This is a genomic window from Paenibacillus aceris (genome assembly GCF_017874035.1).
GTDB lineage: Bacteria > Bacillota > Bacilli > Paenibacillales > NBRC-103111 > Paenibacillus_E > Paenibacillus_E aceris.
Genome location: NZ_JAGGKV010000026.1, coordinates 1 through 20,805 on the forward strand (window position 1 = coordinate 1; position 20,805 = coordinate 20,805).

Below are 20,805 nucleotides of genomic sequence, written 5' to 3' on the forward strand. Positions count from 1 at the left end.
CGCGACAGACACCCTTGCCCTTGGCTACGGTAGGCGCTCGCCAGCCCCCGTTCGGGACTCACACCCTAGAGATGATGCCCATGCTGGGCGTACAATGCAAGAAACCAGCAAACTCAAGGTTTGCTGGTTTTTTCGATCCGTTACATGCGTATGCACCAAATTACTGGAACTCCCCTGGATGCCTGCGCTTAGGTTATTACGATCACTCGTATTTCTTCCGTATAATTCCCTTATCCACATAATTCAAAGGAAGGCAGCCTTTTCGTTGTGACTGTCGTGATGCGGCCTGTTATTCCCTCAGGCAGCCGGATATCAAGTTCGACGTCCTCAGGTGCAGAAACGCGAAGTAACATTTCGTTCTCTTCTAATTGCCATTCCACCTCGATTGCACCGCCGTCTGGCAATGGTACCGCTCCGCGAGCCCATCTCAAACCACATGGCACCGGTTCGATGCGCACTTTCTTCCAACCAAATGCATCCCGTTTAACCCCTAGAACGCTTCTACCCAAGAAATAGGCTGGTCCTGCCGACCATGCATGGCAATGACTGCGTGTAAGCAGGAGCGGATCTGCCTTATTTTCATGGGTGTTCGGGTACAGTTCCCAACAGGTGGTTGCTCCTTGCTGGATCATGCCTCCGAAGTTCCGTCGAATGTCCTCTAACATGAATGACTCGCGTCCTGTCGCCTCTAGTGCTTCATAGTAGAAGAAAGCCATGAACGGGCTGCCGATTTGGACGAAAGAGGCAGGAGGATCGACTAAATATCTCTCAAGTTGCTCCTTTTGGTCACTTTGCGCAACATCACACAGCAGAGCAACGACCTGTGTCTGCATACTGTAGATATTAGAACGACGGCCATCCTCGTGAATACAGTCGATATATGCCTTTCGATCTTCGTCCCACAACTTGTCTTGAATTGCCTTAGCGAGCAACGATGCAACTTGCTCAAACTCCACGATATCCCGGGAGGGGATTCCGGCCACCATGGCCAGTTCCCCTGCTTGACGAAGTGCTTTAACAAGAAACAAATTCTGATGAGTTACAACACCGTTGTCCGGTTGATCAATAGGTGCCCAATCAAGCAGGTTCCAACCTCGTATCTCCAACAGTCCGTCTTTATTGATATGCTGAAGATAATGCTCCAGAGTGTAGCGAATGCTCGGCCACATTTCTGTAGCAAACGCGCGATCTCCAGTATGCTCAACGTATTCCAAGCAGGCGATCATCCAGAAAAACGTCCAGTTCGGAATCACACTCGTCCAGCCACTTGGAACTTGATCAAGATAAAGAGGAGACAAGTCTTTCGAACCTGGTACAAGCCTCAGGCAACGTTTCACAATATCAAGTGCTCCAAAAATGTAATAATTTATGAGCGCTTCGTTACGACTGTCACCAACCCAGAAAGTCTGTTCATACGCTGGGCAATCGACAAACGTATCCTCCATGCAAAGTCGCGTCGTATGCCGGCTAATTTCCCAGATGTCGTTCAGAAGCGGATCGGAGCATTGGAATGAGCCCGCATCTACGACAGGATACGTACTTTGTATAACATACGTTTCGAACAATTTGACAGGACCAGTGGCCCCCCGTACGGTCAGTACCGCGTACCGTAAACCGCGGCGAACCGGTGATTCGTAGCTCTGCCGCCCTCCTCGGCTTATGTAGCGGAACGTGTTATCGAGGGCATACGTATGCTGCCGAAAGCCAGCCTTCATATACTCGATTCCATAAAAATCGATGATAGTTCCTTCTGGTGCTTCAATCTCAAAACCATGAAACCCAGATCGCTGTTTACCGAAATCGATGACAATCTCCGTATCACAGTCCGTGAATCGCGGTATTTCAGCGTACTCCGGCGTTGCCAGCAGACAGCGCTCTAGTTGTTGCGGAATCGAGTAAAGCTCTGCAACGGGACGCCAGACATTCGCGCCAAATACATCGTGCTCGGTGTAAAATGAGGCGGAAAGCGGTCGAATCTGATCCTGGATCCACTCTAGCTCCAGCATTGACTTTGCACCGGCGGAACGAATAAAATCCCGATCATTAACATTTACACCGCGCGTTACCTGAGTATCGATCTCAACGGTTTCATCAAACGGACCCATGAGGATGAAAGGAGTCTCCCTGTCTCCCATAGGGCAACGGAAAGAAAAAGGTATCTTGGCATCGGCTGCGATGTGGAACGGGTGGCCGTGATCCCTCCACGAGATGTCCATCTGAATGAAATGCTCCCCTGCGTCCAAATGAACGTCAAAAAAACGTTCCCGAGAGGCCCCGTACCAATCTTGGACAAGCTGCCCGTCAATCCATAACTGTTCATTACGTGCCCCGTTAGGAAAGCCTAAAGTAACCTTCCCAGCCTCCGGCATAACGAGTACCGTCGCAAGGTACCCGATGTAGTTTACTTTATTTGCATGATCGGCCGAACTCGGGCACATCGCATAGCGGAGATCGATCGTGGCTGTCCAGGCAGGCGGAATTACACGCTGTAGCGACTCTATGCGAGACGGATACAACTTCTCCTCCGTAAGGAAAGGGATGTCTCGTGGCACTAAAGCTTTCCACGGGCCGGATCCAACTGGCCCCAATTCGCGAGCTAATGACCATGTTGAATCGTCGAATTCCAACTCTCTCCAACCTTCGTCCCATCTTCTTGCATCGTAAACTTCAGAGAAAGCCTGCTGACCCGAAAGGCGCGGCGAAGACGTTAACTGTGCAGCTACCTTCTCTGTCCGCCATGAATCGTCTGTTGCGGCAAGCGTTTTATCATCCACAGTTACCTCAGCGAGCAGCCCCCCCAAGCCTCGAACATAATAAAAATTTGACACACCGAAATGCATTACAAGCACCGCAATCGTGTTAAGACCTCCAGGCTTCAACAGATGCCCGATCCGATGTGTATCGTAAAACTGCTCGGCTGGCCAGGATCGGACAGGGCCACGCCCGACTCGCACGCCATTCACATATGCCACATAACGGGAATCCGCACTTATTCGAAGCTCCGCCTCCGTGACAGTGGCGTTTGCCGTCATGTCGAATGTCTTGCGGAAACATCTCCATTCGTTGCGTGGACTTTCCTCAATTCCACCCCAAACCCATTTGGCCGTCCAAGGTATCTCGAACATAGATGTAAATTCCTTCCTATGTGTAATCATCAACTTATAGCATTTTATTAATTCCCTCACAGCGAACTGTCCAAGTCCCATCCTGTGGGAATCCGGGAGCAGCTGTATCGGGGCATTCTAACCAACCGCCTGCCATCATGGCAACGGCCGTCAATAGGCCTCCATTGCCTGGCAGATAGATCGGCAACCTCGGAGTCTGGAAGTTATGGCCGTTCGGTAAATATGTATTCTTAGTCCGATCAATCAAGAGCAGGTCAACGGCAAGATGCCCCTCACCCAGCCTGGCAGCTGTCATTGCCATCATCGGATAGTCCCAGCCCCATGTGTCCCTCCACTCCCACACACGCATGATTTCGTGAAGCGTTCGTCGCATCGTTTCCGAATCTGTCTTTAAGCCGGGCAAGATACCTAACGGTGCTAGCATCGTCGGATGGTCATCAATGCCAGTGCGACCGCTGAATGTATCGAGTACCGTTTCGGCGGCCACATACAGACCGTCCGTAACAGGCAGTGGAGACAAGTGTTCTAGGACATGATCCCACTTTTCAACGCGTGCCAACCCCAGACGTTCTCTCCATTGGATCGCCACAGATAAGCCGAATGCCCAGTAAGCAAGCTCGAAGGTTGGATTCATCGTAACGGCATGGTCAAAAAGTTCCTGTGCTGGAGCAAGCGGTGGCCCCAAAACATAACGTTTACCGATCTTATCCCACTCTGCAAAGGAAGCCATGAACTCCGCACTTTGGAAGACGATGTCGCTATACCGTTCAAGCGTTTTACGATCCTTACCTACCGAGTAAAGCAGTTCAGCGAAGTAGATCGGGTGCGGCTGCTGCCAAATGAGGAACGGCTCGATAAAACAGGGTGCATTAACGCCCTCCTCCGTGACGCACTTTGGCCAGCGAGCGCCCTCATATCCCTGAGAAAGTGCTAGCTCCTGCGCTTTGGGGAGAATCTCTCGATACCAGCCCAAGCTATTCTCTAATAGCTCAGGACGGTTCCATAGCGCAAAATGCACCGAATGCCACCAATGCATCTCGAGATGGAACTTGCCGGCCCAACTATTCATCGTTAGGCCCGTTTCCTGAGGTGGGAGGAATCCGGACGATTGAACGGCAGTCAAATATTGTGAAAGCACGATCCGCCGTTCCAGCTCATGGGCACGAGCATCTTGGCTTCCAGCGAGTTCCACGGCAGCACCTCTGGCCCAAAAACGGGGCCAATGATTCTTTGAAAGTGATAAGACATCCTCGAAATCAGGAAGTGTAGCGGTCAGTGCCTCTTTAGAGTAACGAATCACAAACTCAACTTCATCTATCTCTGAACGTAGTGAAAATAGATGAGGGTCAGACGCATCGCTTTCGAGTGCCCCCTGCGACCATCCCGCCGTGACCGTATAGCTATCTTGATCCAATGTTCGTCTGAATCGTACAGAGCGTTCCGTTGACTCCATGATTTCAGTACGGTGTGCTTCAAAACGATCCCACACCGCACCTGACCCGCCAAAGGCTGCTGAGCCGTATGGAAACCGCAAAGCCAATTTAAGCTGACCTGACATAAGGAGATTGGATTTCACCCGGATCGCAAGAATGTCTTCTTCCGGATGACAGCAGGTCAGAACCGTGGCCGTTTCGCCGGATAGAGAAAAGCTACTGGAGATCACGCCTGTCCACAGGTCCAGCGTTTGTTCGATCTCCTGTAAATTCTCTGGGATTGCCGGTTCACCAGAAGGAAGAGTCAGGAGCAATTTGACTGCCCCCAAATGAAGGCGGTGAGGGTTCATTCGCAGCCATTTGTATTCCTCGCTGGTTTCTTCACGCGGCATATAGGGAAATCCGATCGATCTCCCATTAAACGTGTTATAGTAGGTTTTTTGAAATTCTTTTACCTCGTAACCCATAGGATTTGGAGAGGTATGCCAGCCCCAATTCGCCAGGTGACCAAGCGCAACGCCGCCATTTTCGTATATCTCGGGAAACGTCTGCAAACCCGTTGCGTCAACGGTGAAGGCATAATTGCCGTTTCCGACCGTTAGTGAGGAAAATTTATCAAACCCCCGAACGACTGGGTTGTGTCGACGTACCAGCGCTTCACGATCAATCTTTTGCATGTTTTCTCCACTCCTTCCCTCTATTTGTTAAATACCTTATCCAGCCAGATCGTAGCCAGACTCGGCTATTCACTCCCCACAGTTAGATTTCAATTACGTACACCTCGAAAGGCTTCATCGTGACTATGCCGTGAAGGACAGTGTCTGTGAGCAGATCTCGTTTCCGAGAAAAGAAGGTAACTCCTCGCTCTTCGTGTGCATAGTTCATCAGAATCGCAAAACACTTTTGCATACCATCATGTGAGCGTATCGCAAGCTCTACATCTTCAGGCAGCTCAGCCCAGTTCGCAGCCGGGGACACTAAGCCGTTCTCGGCAATGAGTGCACCTGCTGCCTCTTCGGTAAAGGCGCTGCCGTAGTAATAAGCGGTCCCTTTACCGCGTGTACTCCGTACAAGTGCGGGTTTGCCCGCATAATAATCGGAAGCATACGAGGCCAAGACCTCAGCGTTGTCCGACGTGACACGCAGAATGTCTACGAAGGCATCCCCTTGAAGGAGATTGCCGCCTTCCCACTGGATATCGGGCGCCTGCTGCAGCGGCCCGATCAGCGTAAAGTCCTCCACCTCGATACCGCATAAGTCGGCAAGCGGTCCTGGGAACGGCTGCATATAGCACTGACCCGTCGTATCCTTATAACCGCTCCTGCAACCGAGAATGAGCGTCCCTCCGTTTTCGACGTAGCTTTTCAGCAGCTCAGCCGTTGATTCCGGCATAATCGCCGGATGCGGATAAACGAGCAATTGGTACTTGGTTAAATCCTCCAAGGTCGTTGAGGAACGGAGGTACTTCGTGTCCGCTGGGATATGGTGGCGCTGTAGTGCCTTGAACCATCCACTGATGCTTTTACCAGTCAGCGGCCCGTGCCAAACATCCAACTCCCCGTCCCATTCATTGTCGTAGTCCTTCAGTATCGCGACCTCGGCTTGATACGTGGTGCCCAGCAACTGCCCGCCGATCCGCTTCAGCTCGCCGCCAATGCGGCCGGCCTCCTCGATGCGGCGATTCGGCCGATTATGGTAATCGTTTAGGCCATGCCAATAAATTTCCGTTCCCATGGTCGCCGTCCTCCAGCGAAAATAAAGCACCATATCAGCGCCGTGCGCGATAGACTGATATGTCCATAGCCGCATCTGGCCCGGCTTCGGCGAAGGCATTTCGATCCGATTTACCCAACCACCCGGCCCAGCCTGCTGTTCCATGACGATGAAATTCGGAGAAACATCGCGGGCTGCGCTGAGATTCAGGCTCCACTTGCGGTCCAGCAGCGGCCGATCACCTTTATCAGGTAAGATAGTGCTGAAGTTCGGATAGGAGTCGTAAGCGAACACATCCAACGTATCGTCCATCATTTGATGGCTGTCTAAGTGGCCGAACATGCCGTTTGTCGTGACCCATTGGTTAGCCGCTTTCTCCCTCAGAATTTCCGATTGAAACTTCGCGTAGGAGATGGCACTATCCGAGAAAAATCGCTTCTCATCGAGCGCTTGGTGCGGGTTCGGCGAATTGGTAGGCGTAGGCCTTGTCAAATGAACCTGTGACCAATCGGAATAGGTCTGATTCCAAAAGACAGCGCCCCATGCTTGATTCAAGGCTTGCAAGCTTCCGTATTTATCCTGCAGCCAGACTCGGAATGCAGCGTGATCAGCCTTTGAGTAAAAGGTATTGACCTCACAGTTCAGTTCATTGTCGATCTGCCAACCGACCACGCCCGGATGGTCTTTGTAATGCTCCGCCAACTGCGTCACGATCCGCGCACACAGCTCAAGATAGATCGGCGAATTATAGTTGAAATGACGGCGTTGACCATGCTGGTATACGGTTCCGTCCTGTTTGGCGTTCAATACCTCCGGGTATTTGGCTGTCAGCCAGGCTGGCGGGGTTGTAGTCGGCGTGCTCATGATGACAAGCATGCCGCATTGGTGTGCGAGATCGATCGCCCTATCGAACAAGTCAAACTCGAAGCGCCCCTCCTCTGGTTCGAAAATCGACCATGCGAACTCGGCCACACGGACGACCGAGAACCCAAGCTCCTTCATGCGGCAAAAATCGTCTTTCCACAAGTGGTCCGGCCATTGTTCCGGGTAGTAGCATACACCAAGTCGAAATTGCTCTGTTCTCCAGTCCTTCCCCTTATGCGTCACCATCTTCATCCTCCCTTACAATGACGTCCACCTCATACGGATCCAATTTCAGAGTGGTCGTATACGTGCGTCCCGATATCTTGCTTTCTCTAGGTGCGGAGAGGGAGATATGCTGTCCGAAGATGTCGTATTTACATATAGGACACTGTCTCCGATCTGCCGAGCGGTTACGCCTGGCGGTGTTTCCGGTCCTTTTTTAATATCAAGTTGTGTGTAAAAATGGTTCAATAACGCTTGCATAAGGTCAATTTGGGCAGGCACGGCGACATAAACCGCTTTCCCTTTTCCGTAGGCATTCACACTAACCGCGGGAAGCTCACTCTCCAGGTTCGTGAATGTTGCCAAAACTTCCGCAGTAGAAGGCTCCACGATTTCGTAATAATCAATCGGAAAGTCTAAAATACGATCATGTATCTTAATTTTCGGTGTTTCACGCCGAATATTCATTTTCTGCTTTTGAAGTCCACCTTCATTCGCATCCGAATAATGATAGACTGGACGCTCGAACGCGTTAGCGCGAATACCGAACACATCGCTAAGTCTGCCAGGCATCGTCGTGCCAAATACTGTATTGTGCTCATCCACTTTCGCTGAATAAGCTGTCATGATGACAGTTCCGCCTTCCTGAACGAACTGCCTGATCGTCTGAGCAGAGGTCTCATCCATGATACAGTGACCAGGAACTAGCAGCAGCTTGTAGTCCTTCTCAATCTGACGAAGGTTTACCACATTACAGTCGACATTATCCTCGCCAAGCGCTAGAAACGTCTGCATCATTTGCTCGAGATACGTCGTTTTGTAGTATCCTTTTTGATTCTCGGACACTTTAAACGATTCGAAGGAATAGGCAAGCGCAATCTCCGGCTTAGGAAGATATGGCAGCCCGATCGCTTTCAGCTTCTCCATCTCCTGTGCGAATTGACGGAATTCGTCCAATTTTCTTCCAGGCAGACCGTCATGATCCAGCAGCCCGAATAGGTACTGTTCTTCTCCGCCAAGCATCGATCTCCACGTCCAGGCGCAGATGGCTTCCGAGCGGAATAACAAGGATAAATACGCATACATGCGAAGGACACCTCTTGGAGGGGCATAAGCACCAAAGGAGCCTGTCTGGAATTCCAGACACCAAATGGGCTCATCCTTCTCGCTAATTCGGTGATTCATCGTAAGGCAAGCCCCGAACAACGCATTTCGGTCTTCCGGATTGACGCCTGGATAAAACCCAATGCCTGGCAAATCGAAAATTTGATTATAGCCTTTCAAATAGTCGAAGCCGAGCACAGGATTTTCTCCCCAATGATTCGTCGTTTCACGTGCCTGTGGAGCATTCTTCCGTACGACTTCGCTTAAACCGCGAAGATAGGAAAGCTGCTCATCCGAAAAGAACCTCCGCATGTCCAACATTCTTTCTGGTGCTCCGTTTATATCCCCAGCAACCGGAAACTCCGCATCCTCGAAGCTGTTAAGCTTACGTGACCATCTTTGTGCAGCCCAGGCAATATTCAATTCCTCCACGCTGCCGTACTTGTCTCTCAGCCACTGAACGTACCGATTGCGTGCTTCATCCGAGAATGTCGGCATCCCGCTTCCTACCTCATTACACAAACCAAACGCATACAATGCTGGATGCCCGGCATATCGTTTGGTCAGCGTCTCTGCGAACCGGTAAGCGTATTCCTGGAATACCGGATTACCTACATCCTCCATATAACGATGCACCGCCAGGAGCGGATTCCGATTCCGGTCGGCGAGCTGGATAGCCGGGTATTTCTTGTGAAGCCAAGTCGGGGCTGGGCGGGTTGCAATGTCGAGAACGACTTGGAACCCTGCCTCCGCAAATAGGTCCATGACCTCATCGAACCATCCGAAGTAGTAATTGCCCTCTGATGGCTCAAAGCTGTCCCAGCACAGATGGCCAAGTCGCACCAGATTGAATCCCGACTCCTTCATCATCCGGATATCCTCCGGCCATCGTTCGCGTGGCCAATCGTGGGGGTGGTAATTTGTTCCTACATAAATCATGTTTATTCACCTCTATCAAATTGATAAATCTCTAGTTGCATAAGAAAAGGGGGCTGCTTGGTAAACCAGCCGCCCCCTTCCTTTCCACTGTAAGTACCGACTAATTACTTCTTCACCTTCGCATACCAATCTCTGGCACGCTTCGTGACTTCTTCACCGCCTGATTTGTTCCACTTGTCTACGAACTCATCGAATTTGCTGATCGGATACTGTCCAAGGATAATCTTGGTTGCATATTCCACGTATAGCGTACGATTATTGATATCAGCGAAGCCATCATAGACACTAGCCGGCATACCGTCACCCGCAATGACTTTAACGTATTTCTGGGCTTCCTGAATATTCCGGATACCTTGATCCACGGCCCATTTTCTATCTTCCGACGTCGTGCTTTTGTATAGTTCAGCTGAGAAGTCTGCGGTAGCTACATAAAGATACGGGTTAATAGCCAGATTCTCTTGTGTACTTTTATCTTCCGGAAGCTTAGTCGCTTTGCCGTCCTTCATCGTATAATGCATGCCCTCTACGCCAAGGAAAAGCGTATTCCAATTCTTTTTGTCATACATGTTATTCAGCAATTTCAGCGACGCCATGAGCTTCGTCTGATCCTTGGTGTTCTTCACAACCCAGGCAGGTGGCTGCATTTTCTTCAACGTATAGAAGCCCTTGTAGCCTGAAAGCTCTGGGATCGGGAGGACGGAGTAGTCGCCTTTCACGCCTTTATTTTTATTAATATTCTCTAAACGTTCGAAGACCGACTCTTCCCAGTGGAAGTAATTCCCGACAAGATTAGAGTCATTCTTGCCTTCCCATTTCGCTTTATTGTTCAAGAGCGACTCTTTATCCATTAAACCTTCTTTATACAGCTTGGCAGCGAACTCTAGTGCAGCTTTCATATTTGGCGTCACGGCGGAATACGTCAGCTTACCGTCGTACACGTCCCAATCCGGCTTGCCTTCGAACATCGCTACACCGTACATCGCGAATAAATGATCCATCCAAGCCGCTTGCTCCCGGCCACCGGTTGGGAGTTCATCCTTTACTCCATTTCCATTCGGATCCTTATCCCGGAAAGCCTCAAGCACCTTCACGTAATCATCTTGCGTCTTCGGCATTTGCAGCCCCAGCTTGTCAAGCCAATCTTTACGAATCAAGCCGGTTTCTCTGCCATAGTCCAATATACCCGGGATATAATAAATTCTTCCTTGTCCGGTAGGATCATTGGCTTTGACCACGTCCCACACTTCCTTTGGAATAACTTGCATGACATTCGGTGCGTACTTCGGCAGAAGATCTGTTAAATCAGCGATGGCGCCGTTTTTAGCCAAGCTGTCTTCGATGCCCTGCACAGGCTGGAACATATCCGGCATTTCGTTCGCAGCAATCTTCAGATTCAATTGATTCAAGTAGTTAGTGCCGCCGTTCCATTCCACATACGGTTGAATAACGCCAACGCCTAGCTTTTCTTTATAAAATTCATATAGCTTACTTCCTTTGGTAATGGGTTTAAAGCCATTATTTCCATCCCATACTTCAAGATCGACGATTTCCTCTGCCTTTGGCGCAGCGCTTTGTCCTGCAACAGGTGATGAAGAAGCCGTGGAAGTGTCCTTATTACTGCTGCAACCGGTAATGACGGAAGCGGCAAGGGCCCCTGTTAGTGCGAGCAGGCCAAGTTTTTTAATAGCCATTTCTAGTTCCCCCTTGAAATCGACATGATATGTTTTAGGCTCATTATGCCTTAAAACCTAGGTGAATTATCCTTTGACGGAGCCGATCATGGCCCCTTTAACGAAATACCTTTGCAAGAACGGATAAACCGCAATGATCGGAATGATTGCGAAGATTACTGTCGCTGATCTTAACGTTCTTTCGTTAAAATTAAAGTCAACCATGGAAGCGGCACCCGGAATAATAATGTTATCATCCGTGATAAACTGACGGATCTTCATCTGTAATGGGAACCAGTCTGTATTCTGGAGAAATAACAAAGGTGTCTGGAACTGGTTCCAAATGACCACCGCGTAGAATAAGGCTAGTGTAGCGAGTACGGCCTTGGACAAAGGAAGGACGAATTGGAATAACATTCGAAAGTAACCACAGCCCTCCATGAATGCCGCTTCCTCGAGCTCCTTAGGAAACTCCTTGAAGAAGCTCCTCATGATGATCAGATTAAAAGGGTTCAGGATATGAGGAACGACCAGAATTAACGGATTATTATACAATCCTATCCCGCGTACAGTAAGGAAATAAGGAATGATCGGTGCCTTGAAAATCATCGCGATAACCACGCCGACCATGATGACGGAACCCCACTTGAATTCTGACTTCGAAAGCGGATAAGCAAGCAAAGCTGTAATTAACAGCGCCAAACCCGTACCAATCACCGTTGAGCCTAATGTGAGGAAGAAGGACTTCCATAAATCAGGACGGTCAATGATATAGCTCCAGGAATCGAATGTGAATTGCTTCGGCCATATCGTCACCAAATTTTGCACCACAGCACTTTTCGAACTAAATGAAATAGAAAGGACAGACAGCAGCGGCACGATCGCAATGAACGATAACAGCAGAAGAAGGGTCGTGATGCCTGCTGCGAAAGCTTTTTCTCCCCTGGATTCAAACATAACTACCACAATCCCCCATCCGAAACTTTTTTCGACAACCGATTGAAGAGAAACACTAGAATAAATCCAATAACCGACTGGAACAAACCAACCGCTGTTGCGAAACTGTACTGCGCTTGCTGAATACCCGTCCGGAACACGTACGTATCAAGAATATCTCCTACACTATAAGTCATCGGCGTCAAGAGATTGAACACTTGATCAAAGCCCAGGTCCAGGAAGTTTCCGATTTCCAAAAGGAATAGAACCAGCACCGTAGGCAGAAGCAGCGGAAACGTAATATGACGAATCTGTCTGAATCTGGATGCCCCATCCATCATCGCCGATTCATATAATTGCGGATCGATGGCGCTGATTGCGGCCATATACACGACGGTTCCCCATCCCGCATCTCGCCAAATGGAAGTCAGCACATAGACCGGTCGGAAATAAGCACTGTCTTGCATGGCCAAAATCGGATCTTGTCCGAACCATCCCAAGACCACATTGAACAACCCGCTTAATGAAAAGATGTCAAACACAATGCCTGACACGATGACCCACGATAAAAAATGAGGGATGTAAAGTGCAGTCTGAATCCCTTTCTTCAGCGCAGACTTTCGAATTTCATTAATCATGAGCGCCAGCAGAATCGGAATCGGAAAGACCAACACGATTTTCAAAAAGCCCAGTACCAATGTGTTTCCAAACACACGGATGAAATCCGGATAATCAAAAAGTTTTTGGAAGTGTTTCATGCCTACCCAAGGACTATCGATAAACCCTTTGAACACCGAATAATCCTTAAAGGCGATCACAGAGCCTACTAACGGAATGTACTTGAAAATGATGAGAAACAGGATGCCTGGAATGGCCATCACATAGAGCGGCCAAAAAACCTTCATTCCTTGAAAATTGATTCTTCCCAATTTAACTCCCCCCGCGTCTAGTTGTTGTATTCGCTTACACAACTATACCCCGAGGGTTACATTCCCTCAATTAGGCGTTTTTAAGTTTCTACAAGGGCATTTTTAAGTTAAAATATTATGTTTAGCTTTTGATCTACGCCTCCTCTGGCGGATATACAGCACACAAAAAACCACTCCGTCTTGGAGTGGAAGTTTTCCGATTATGCACGTGGGAGGTACTTGCGGTATTCGCTAGGCTTAAAGCCAGTCAGTTTCTCGAACAGACGTGCAAAATGCTGCGTATCCGAGTATCCAACCTTCCGGCAGATTTCATACACCTTTAAATCCGTTCTTTCCAACAGTTCCTTCGCTTTACCGATTCGGCATTGCGCCAAAAAGTTTATATAGGTATCCCCCGTCTTTTGCTTGAACAACTGACTTAAATAATAAGGACTAATGAAAAAACGGGAGGCTAAATCAGCAAGGCTAATCGGCTCATCGTAATGCTTCGATACATAGTCCTTTATCTCAGCAATGATATCCTTCTTCTTCGGAATATTATGCTCCAGTTTGAATGTAATAATTTCCCGGATAATTTGAACCATCCATTCTTCCAGACGCTCTAGCGTTCGAAATCGTGAGATACCCTCCAGAGATAGGATATTGCGGCCGAGGAAGTCATTCTGCTCCAACTGCTGAAAGGACATCTTCCTCACACTAGATAAAAGAATATTTAGGCACTGCAACTGGAGATCCGCTGGACTCATCCTGCTTTCTGGCTCCATCCACCGGAAGATCTCGCGGATGGTAAACACACATCCCTCCTCATCCATGTTGTCGATGCCTGCTTCCAGCTTGGCAATCATCTCTTCTGGAACCGGATGGCGATGTTTCGTTAGACTTATGATCTCAGGAAAGGGAATCACAGCGTCCACCCCCTTGATGACCTTATAGCTTAATGCATATCGAGCTTCCTCAAAAGACTTGCAGATCCCCGCAGCTCGCTCCTGCACCGTACCAATTCCGACCGTCATAGACAGCTTCAGTTCCCGGAACACCGCTTCTTTTAGACGATGTACGGCAAGTACCAGTTCCCCATACTCAATGTCCTCACCATGGGCAACCACAACAGCGACCTGCGATCCGGAATATCGGAATCGATACACGGCCCCGTACCTTCCCAGAGCCCGTTCAACTTGTCGAAATACTGGATCAAGACCGAATTCCTTCAAGGGGCCGAGGTGGTTGTCGAATTCTAGTTGGGCACATACGAAACAATAGCCCTCTGTCGGAATTCCAGCGCCTCGAAGCAGCTCTTCCACTTGAACCGTATTATCGTTACCGACATCAAGGATATCCCACAGAGCACTCTCCTGTATACGGCTGTGAGCTTCCATCTTCAAATCATCGACTTCTTGAAGCTTGGCTTTCTCCGCACGAATCGCCTCCATGAGCTGGCAAACGCAGTCGCGCAATTCCAATTCCTCAACCGGCTTGTTGATGTAGAATTGCACCCCCAGCTGCATGCCTCTACGAGCGTATTCAAAATCAGCATATCCACTTAAGAGAATAAATTTAGTCTGACAGCCCGCCTCCTTCAGCATTTTGATCATTTCCAGACCGTCTGCCTGCGGCATTCGAATATCGGTAATGACAATATCCGGCTGTCGTTTTTGAATTAATTTGAACCCTTCCAAGCCATTATAGGCAACGCCGATTACCTCGCACTCTGGAATATAGCGGCTTATCATTTTTTGAAGACCGTCCGCAATTACTCTCTCATCGTCCACCAAAATCAGCTTCATCCCAAGCACCTATCCTCTCTTTTCGCACCAACCTATCTTCTCAGGTCTTGGGAATTAAAATCTCAACCGTTGTTCCGTTCTCGAATCCAGGAAGAATCGTCAGATAGTACTGATCTCCATAATGGAGCTTGATGCGTTCTGCAATATTTTTCAAGCCTAATCCTTTACCCACCTGTTCATCCATCTTTTCAAGTTTGTATTTATCCGACTCCACCATCTCCAAGAGAGCACGAAGCTCCTCATATTTATCCAAAGACATCCCGGCCCCGCCGTCCCTAATTCGGATCAGAATTTCCCCCTCGTCCGTCCAAACACCTACAATCTCGATATTCATGGTCTGGCTATAATCTTGGAACCCATGGTTGATGCTGTTCTCTACAATAGGTTGGAATACTAGAGGAATGATGCTACAACTCAGCATCTCCTCGGGAATCCTAATATCCAACCTGAACATATTATTAAACCGGATATTTTGAAGCTGCAAAAAATTAGCAGTATACTCCAATTCGTGCTTCACTGAATGATGTCTGCCTTCCTTACCTAAGACTAGCCTAAACATCCGTGCCAAAATCTTAATCATACTGGCGGTTTCCTCGTCATCTTTCATAAGCGCCTTCATACGAATGGATTCCAAGGTATTGTATAACATGTGAGGGTTGATCTGGTTCTGCAGCGCAAGGAATTTGGCTTTTCGATGTTTGATCTCTGCGATGTACACGTCCTCAATCAAGGTTCGAATCGTAACAATCATCTTGTTGTAACTGTGAACCAGACTCCCGATCTCGTCGTTTGCCTGTTCTTTCTCAATAGGCAAATATTGCCCTGTTTCTGCCTGCTTCATGCTCCTGCGTAGAGCTTTGATAGGTTTGGTTATTGTATAACTTAAACCTAGTGAGATGAGAGTGATGATTAGACAGCTCGTCAGGATTACGATTACCGTCACGCCCTTGATCTTATTGATCTCCAGCAATAATCTATCACGTGGAATCTCCGTTTTGATAAACAGTTTACCCGATTGGGTGTTCCCCAATAAAGTAATCCGGTCATTACTGGTATCACCTTTCAAGTATTCCGCACCTGATTCCAGCACCTGCGTCCAAGACAGACGGCCGCTGGCTGCATCGGAATGGTAGACGATTTCCCCTTGGCGATTGCTCAAAATGACACGCATGCCATACTTGTCCCTGGCTAAGACGAAGGCATTATCGAGCTGAAGCAAAGTGAATGGGTCCAGGTCGATGAGAAGCATCCCCGAATAAGCCCCGTCAGAGCTGAACAGCACTCTTCCGACCGTCACAATCGCTCCTTTCCCTTTATCATCATAATAGGAACGATCATGTAACCCGGTAATAAAAAATGTATCGTCTGTGCTGCGGATCCGCTTATACCACTGTTGAGACAATAGCGCGTTCTCGTCCACCGTATTGGTCGCAGTCGTATACTGATATACGCTGTTATCACGACTGATCAGCATCACAGTGTTAATTTCCGGTTTCAGCAGGGTAACCCTCATTAGTAACCTCTGGATAGCAACCTTCTGAGAAACCAATTCATCCATGGACCGCTTCCGATCATCCCCGATCTTATAAATCAACTCGTTTTCGACAAGCACCGACTTCGTGACGGTGTCATATTCCTTCACAAATTCATTCAAAGAAGTCCTTATCTGTGATGTGTAAAGATTAGCAAAATCTTCAGATGAATTCTCCAGCCCTGCTGTTGATCGTTGAAAAATGACCACGCTTACAATCAGAAGTGGAATAATACAGGCAAGAAGGTATCCAGCCATTAATTTGTTTTGCAACTTCATATTTCTTATCATTTGAAATACCCTTCTTTGCTTCATACCCGGCTCTTCCTCGTTTCAACGTCTTTTCTATCCATTGTACATGCCGTATTGCATCGACGCTACCGAAGTCATTTAGGAATAAGTTGGGTTTGGGTACCTACGTACAATGAAAATCATTTTAGTATTGGATCCGCTTTCAATCACTATACGTTAAGTACATTATTAACAAAAAGGGTCATTTTTAAGATTATACTAGGGTATTTTTAAGTAGTTTAATAAAATCAACAAAAAACCAGCAGGATGGTCACTTAGAGTGCCTATCCTGCTGGTTACTATTCAAACACACGGAAAATACTTTTATAATTATTCGTTTATGAACTTGACTGCGTTCAGGAATCGTTTCAAAATTGTAGCCGTTTGAGCACGAGTTGCTTGTCCATCAGCGCCGAGCATTTCATCGTTTATACCGTTAATCAACTTAGCATGAATTGCCGCTGCGATTTCCTTTTGTGCCCAAACGATCTTGCTGGAATCCTTAAATTGAATTAGCAGATTAGCTTCTTCTGCAGATGCAACATTGGGGTTGACACCTGCGAAGCTCATTGCACGAACGACCATAGCGGCTAATTCTTCACGATTAATAGGAGCATCCGGACGGAACATGTTGTTCTCGTAGCCGTTGATTATGCCAGCGGCAGAGGCAGTGGAAACGGCGTCCGCATACCAGGCATCATCCTTTACATCTAGGAACGAAGAAGCGGACTTAGCGGAACTTAGCCCAAGAGAGCGAACAATGAGTGCAGCAAACTCTGCTCTGCTAATGTTGCGGTCCGCATCAAATTTCTTCTCGGATACCCCATTAACCACCAGTTTGTTAGCTAGTAGCTCAATATCCGCTTGAGCCCAGTGGTTGGAGATATCGTCGAAGCTCTTATCCAATTCAACAACTGTATAAATACTGTTCCCGTTACGCTGCAGGGTAGCCACAGTATGGCCATCCTTCGTTTCGAAAGTGGAAGGTACGAAGGTTAATTCCTTCGTGGACTCATTGTAAAGTGCGCCTGTCGCTTTGTTCGGGTCTACCGGTTTCTTAACGTCTATAGAACGAGAAATGTAAGTGGAACCGAATTTTATTTCAATGGACTTACCGTCATTATTTTGGGCTGTCACACTGAAATCAACAGCCTCGCTAAGAACAGTTGCACCCATACTGGATGCCTTCTCAGCTATCGATTTAGCGTAATCGGCGGATACATTTTTAATCGTTACCTTGATGAACAGGTCGCTTATGTTTACTCCCAGCGTTTCGGCTAATTCATCGAGTTTCAAGACTGACAATGGCATCACGTAAGAACCATTCGCCGAAGTAACCGTAACGGAAGTGCCATCCTGCTGTGAAGCCTCGACAAGACCTGATGCCGGCAAGTTCACGTTGTCGCCATTCGTCTTTACGTTGACATTCTTCAAAGAAGAAAGAGCAGACTTAAGCGAGTTAGCGTCTACCTTACCATCCGTGCCAGCAATTAAACCTGTGCCGGAATTTGATCCATTAACTGGTACAGTGCCACCACCAGAACTGCTACCAGAACTGCTGCCGGATGATGTCGTGGATACAGTAAGCGAAGGACCGTTCGTGCTCATATTTCCAAAAGTATCAACCGCTTGAACACTAAAAGTATAATTCATACCGGAACTAAGGCCACTTATGGTAGTGTAAGTAGCACCTACGACAGTGCTAGCTAATGTGGATCCATTATACACATTATAAGACACGGTCGTATTGTCTGCCCCGCTCCACGACAGGCTGATGGAGTTTTGGCTACGCCCCGTATAGGTTAGTGATTTGTTACTCGGCCATGCCGGCGGAGTCTTATCATATACGGCTACATCATCGATATATAATGCGTTCTTATTGGCTTCCCCCGTTCGGAAACTAATCGTATTCAAGCTCGTTACCGAAGTTGAAAATGGAAGGCCAGATGCCTTTAAAGCATCATTAACGTATATGTCATACTTTTGCGTAGATGGATCGGCTACCTGTTTTACCGTATACCAAGTACTTAGGCTTACATTCTGAATAACAGTACCATTCGCCACCAAACTACCGGAATCGTTAACGTATACATCTGTCGCCACGGTAGTTCCATCCCTTAGCTGGAACCTATCGTTCTTTAAGTCCGTTTCCCCTTTAAAGCGCCATTCGGCATTTAGCGATGAGGAATAACTTGCAAACGCTTTAGAGATCTCAGCGTAGTCAGATGTTGAGTTATCGTACAAATAAACACTTCTATTGACCGTATTCGGTACATTGGCAATTGAAACAGCTGTATTCAGTGGCTCATTTACCGTCCAACTAGGATTTGCTCCTGTAACCTCCTCATCAAACGAATTGCTTAAAAATACATTTTTAAAGACTGGCTCCAACACAATTAGCTGCAAACTGTTCGGTTCAAGGGATACGGACGTGTTATATGCCCCATTATGAGGAACAGTCTTATCATCAACCATTTGCAGATTGCTGTTCTCTAGACTTGAGTAATAATTGCTTGTTGTCGCGTTAATTTTATACGTTTTTACCCTTACATTTTTACCGTTGAAAATAGAAGGCAGGTTGGATGCATGAATTACGGTTTGATAATCCGTGGTGCCTACCCCCTGATAGTTCCAAACCATAATAGAAGCGCCCGAATTATCTTTGGATGCCAGCGCATATACACCTTTACCATTGGTAATTGCGTCAGAGGTCGCCAATACCCTAGTTTTCTTCATCATCGACTTCATCTTGACCATATTTCCATACGGTGTGAATTTATCAGTATATGGCATACTTTGACCACTTGCATTTCGAGAAACTAATTGATCTTTCCGTCCATTCGTCTGGTGGCGCACTACCCAGTTAAACGGAATGTTATTGGCACTGTTCAAAAACCAATACTGCAGAGACGCCACACCTGCCGCTTGCCTTAATTGATCAGTTTGAATGCTGGTAAAGTCGTCTGCTAGAGGTCCAGGGTACAAACCAGATTCTGTTATATATGACGGTATACTGGTGTCGAGGCCCCTTTCACTTAATAGTGCTTCTATCTGAGACCGTTGGTTAGCCACTACACTCGGATTATCCTTATACAATACAAAACCAGTGCTGGTTGGACCTAGATAGGCATGATAGGAGATGAAATCAAGTCTCTTTCCTGGAGAAGGATCATTCTTATATCCGTCCAGGAAAGCCCCTAGCCAGTTTGTATCGAGATAATACAAGGCAGGGCCTCCTATGAGAAGTGGAGTTGCCGGATTCAATTCCGCATTGATCTCATTTATGGCCTCATTGTATACCTTATAATAGCTGTAATTATTATTTTTATTAACGCCATTAGCATTCCATGTAGGGTCATTAGGCTCGTTTAGAACCTCTATGTACTTTATTTTCGGATACATTTGTTTTAGGTCTTTAATCATTCGCTTAATAACAGGCTTAACTTGGTCAGGCGAATATCCCCATCCCGTTCTCCCCGTTATCGGTACACCTAAATTGTGTGTCATTACCTCTCCCGGGATATTAAGCATCAGAGAATCTGAAATATTGCTCAAATCCGACAAGTAATCCGTATATTTACTGTAATCAAATGTACCGGTATCTTTATCGTAAACATCATATTCATGGACCCACGCTCTGAATACTTTTGCATGAAGACCCTGTTCATTGTAGAACTGTACATCTTCCTTCCTTTGATCCGGATAGATAGAATAGTCGGATATATTGTTATACTGTTCAGTTCTAACGAGTTCACCTTGTGAAGCGCCTAAATCCACGGATACCGTTGCGTTTGAAGCTGCATGGGCCTCTTGCGGATTTATTGGATAGATACCTAGTAAAGAGAAACAGAGAATAAAGCTAAGCGCCTTAACTATTAAACCTCTTTTTTTTGTAAACACCTGTTGTTTACCTCCTTCTTTTATATCTGGAATGACTACTTCGTTCAATCTCTCCCCCTGCGTATCCGCAGCAAGTTTGTTGCTGACCGTATTGCCGATGATGTACATCCCCCCAAATCGACGGCACTCCCATTTGTAATCGTTTTCAATTTTTGATTATATCTCTTGCCATAAATTACTTATAGAGGGGGATTTTAAGTTTTAGCAAGGTCATTTTTAAGATTTAACAACGAAACACGATACAACCGTTTCACCTAGCTTCGAATTCTGGTTACGGGTATCCCATAGCGGAAGACCTTTTTATCCACCTTAAAAATGACCCTGACGAAACTTAAATTAGACCCATTGAGCAATAATTTTTAAC

10 protein-coding genes are annotated in these 20,805 nt (G+C 47.4%); all 10 read right to left on the bottom strand.

Annotated features, from left to right (window positions below; all coding sequences use genetic code 11):
• Window positions 1-230: 230 nt before the first annotated feature.
• A complete protein-coding gene (locus J2Z65_RS29650) occupies window positions 231-3,125 on the bottom strand; it encodes a family 78 glycoside hydrolase catalytic domain (protein ID WP_167066924.1) in 2,895 nt (964 codons plus the stop codon).
• Window positions 3,126-3,159: 34 nt separating this feature from the next.
• Complete coding sequence (locus J2Z65_RS29655) at window positions 3,160-5,235, bottom strand: glycoside hydrolase family 65 protein (protein ID WP_167066927.1); 2,076 nt, start codon at window positions 5,233-5,235, stop codon at window positions 3,160-3,162.
• Between the two features lie 82 nt (window positions 5,236-5,317).
• Window positions 5,318-7,381, bottom strand: a complete 2,064-nt coding sequence (locus J2Z65_RS29660; RefSeq protein WP_167066930.1) for a beta-galactosidase — start codon at window positions 7,379-7,381, stop codon at window positions 5,318-5,320.
• 45 nt (window positions 7,382-7,426) lie between these two features.
• Complete coding sequence (locus J2Z65_RS29665) at window positions 7,427-9,400, bottom strand: beta-galactosidase (protein ID WP_167066933.1); 1,974 nt, start codon at window positions 9,398-9,400, stop codon at window positions 7,427-7,429.
• Window positions 9,401-9,504: 104 nt separating this feature from the next.
• Complete coding sequence (locus J2Z65_RS29670) at window positions 9,505-11,091, bottom strand: type 2 periplasmic-binding domain-containing protein (RefSeq protein WP_167066936.1); 1,587 nt, start codon at window positions 11,089-11,091, stop codon at window positions 9,505-9,507.
• 66 nt (window positions 11,092-11,157) lie between these two features.
• On the bottom strand, window positions 11,158-12,027 hold the full coding sequence (locus J2Z65_RS29675) for a carbohydrate ABC transporter permease (protein WP_167066939.1): 870 nt from the start codon (window positions 12,025-12,027) through the stop codon (window positions 11,158-11,160).
• A gap of 2 nt (window positions 12,028-12,029) precedes the next feature.
• Window positions 12,030-12,911, bottom strand: coding sequence for an ABC transporter permease (locus J2Z65_RS29680; protein WP_167067164.1), 882 nt, complete (start codon window positions 12,909-12,911; stop codon window positions 12,030-12,032).
• A gap of 224 nt (window positions 12,912-13,135) precedes the next feature.
• Window positions 13,136-14,719, bottom strand: coding sequence for a response regulator (locus tag J2Z65_RS29685; protein ID WP_167066942.1), 1,584 nt, complete (start codon window positions 14,717-14,719; stop codon window positions 13,136-13,138).
• A 40-nt stretch (window positions 14,720-14,759) separates the two neighbouring features.
• Window positions 14,760-16,565 carry a cache domain-containing sensor histidine kinase gene (locus J2Z65_RS29690; RefSeq protein WP_240160031.1) on the bottom strand — a complete coding sequence of 602 codons (1,806 nt, stop codon included), beginning with the start codon at window positions 16,563-16,565 and terminating at the stop codon, window positions 14,760-14,762.
• Window positions 16,566-16,871: 306 nt separating this feature from the next.
• Window positions 16,872-20,549, bottom strand: coding sequence for an S-layer homology domain-containing protein (locus J2Z65_RS29695; protein ID WP_167066945.1), 3,678 nt, complete (start codon window positions 20,547-20,549; stop codon window positions 16,872-16,874).
• Window positions 20,550-20,805: the final 256 nt, after the last annotated feature.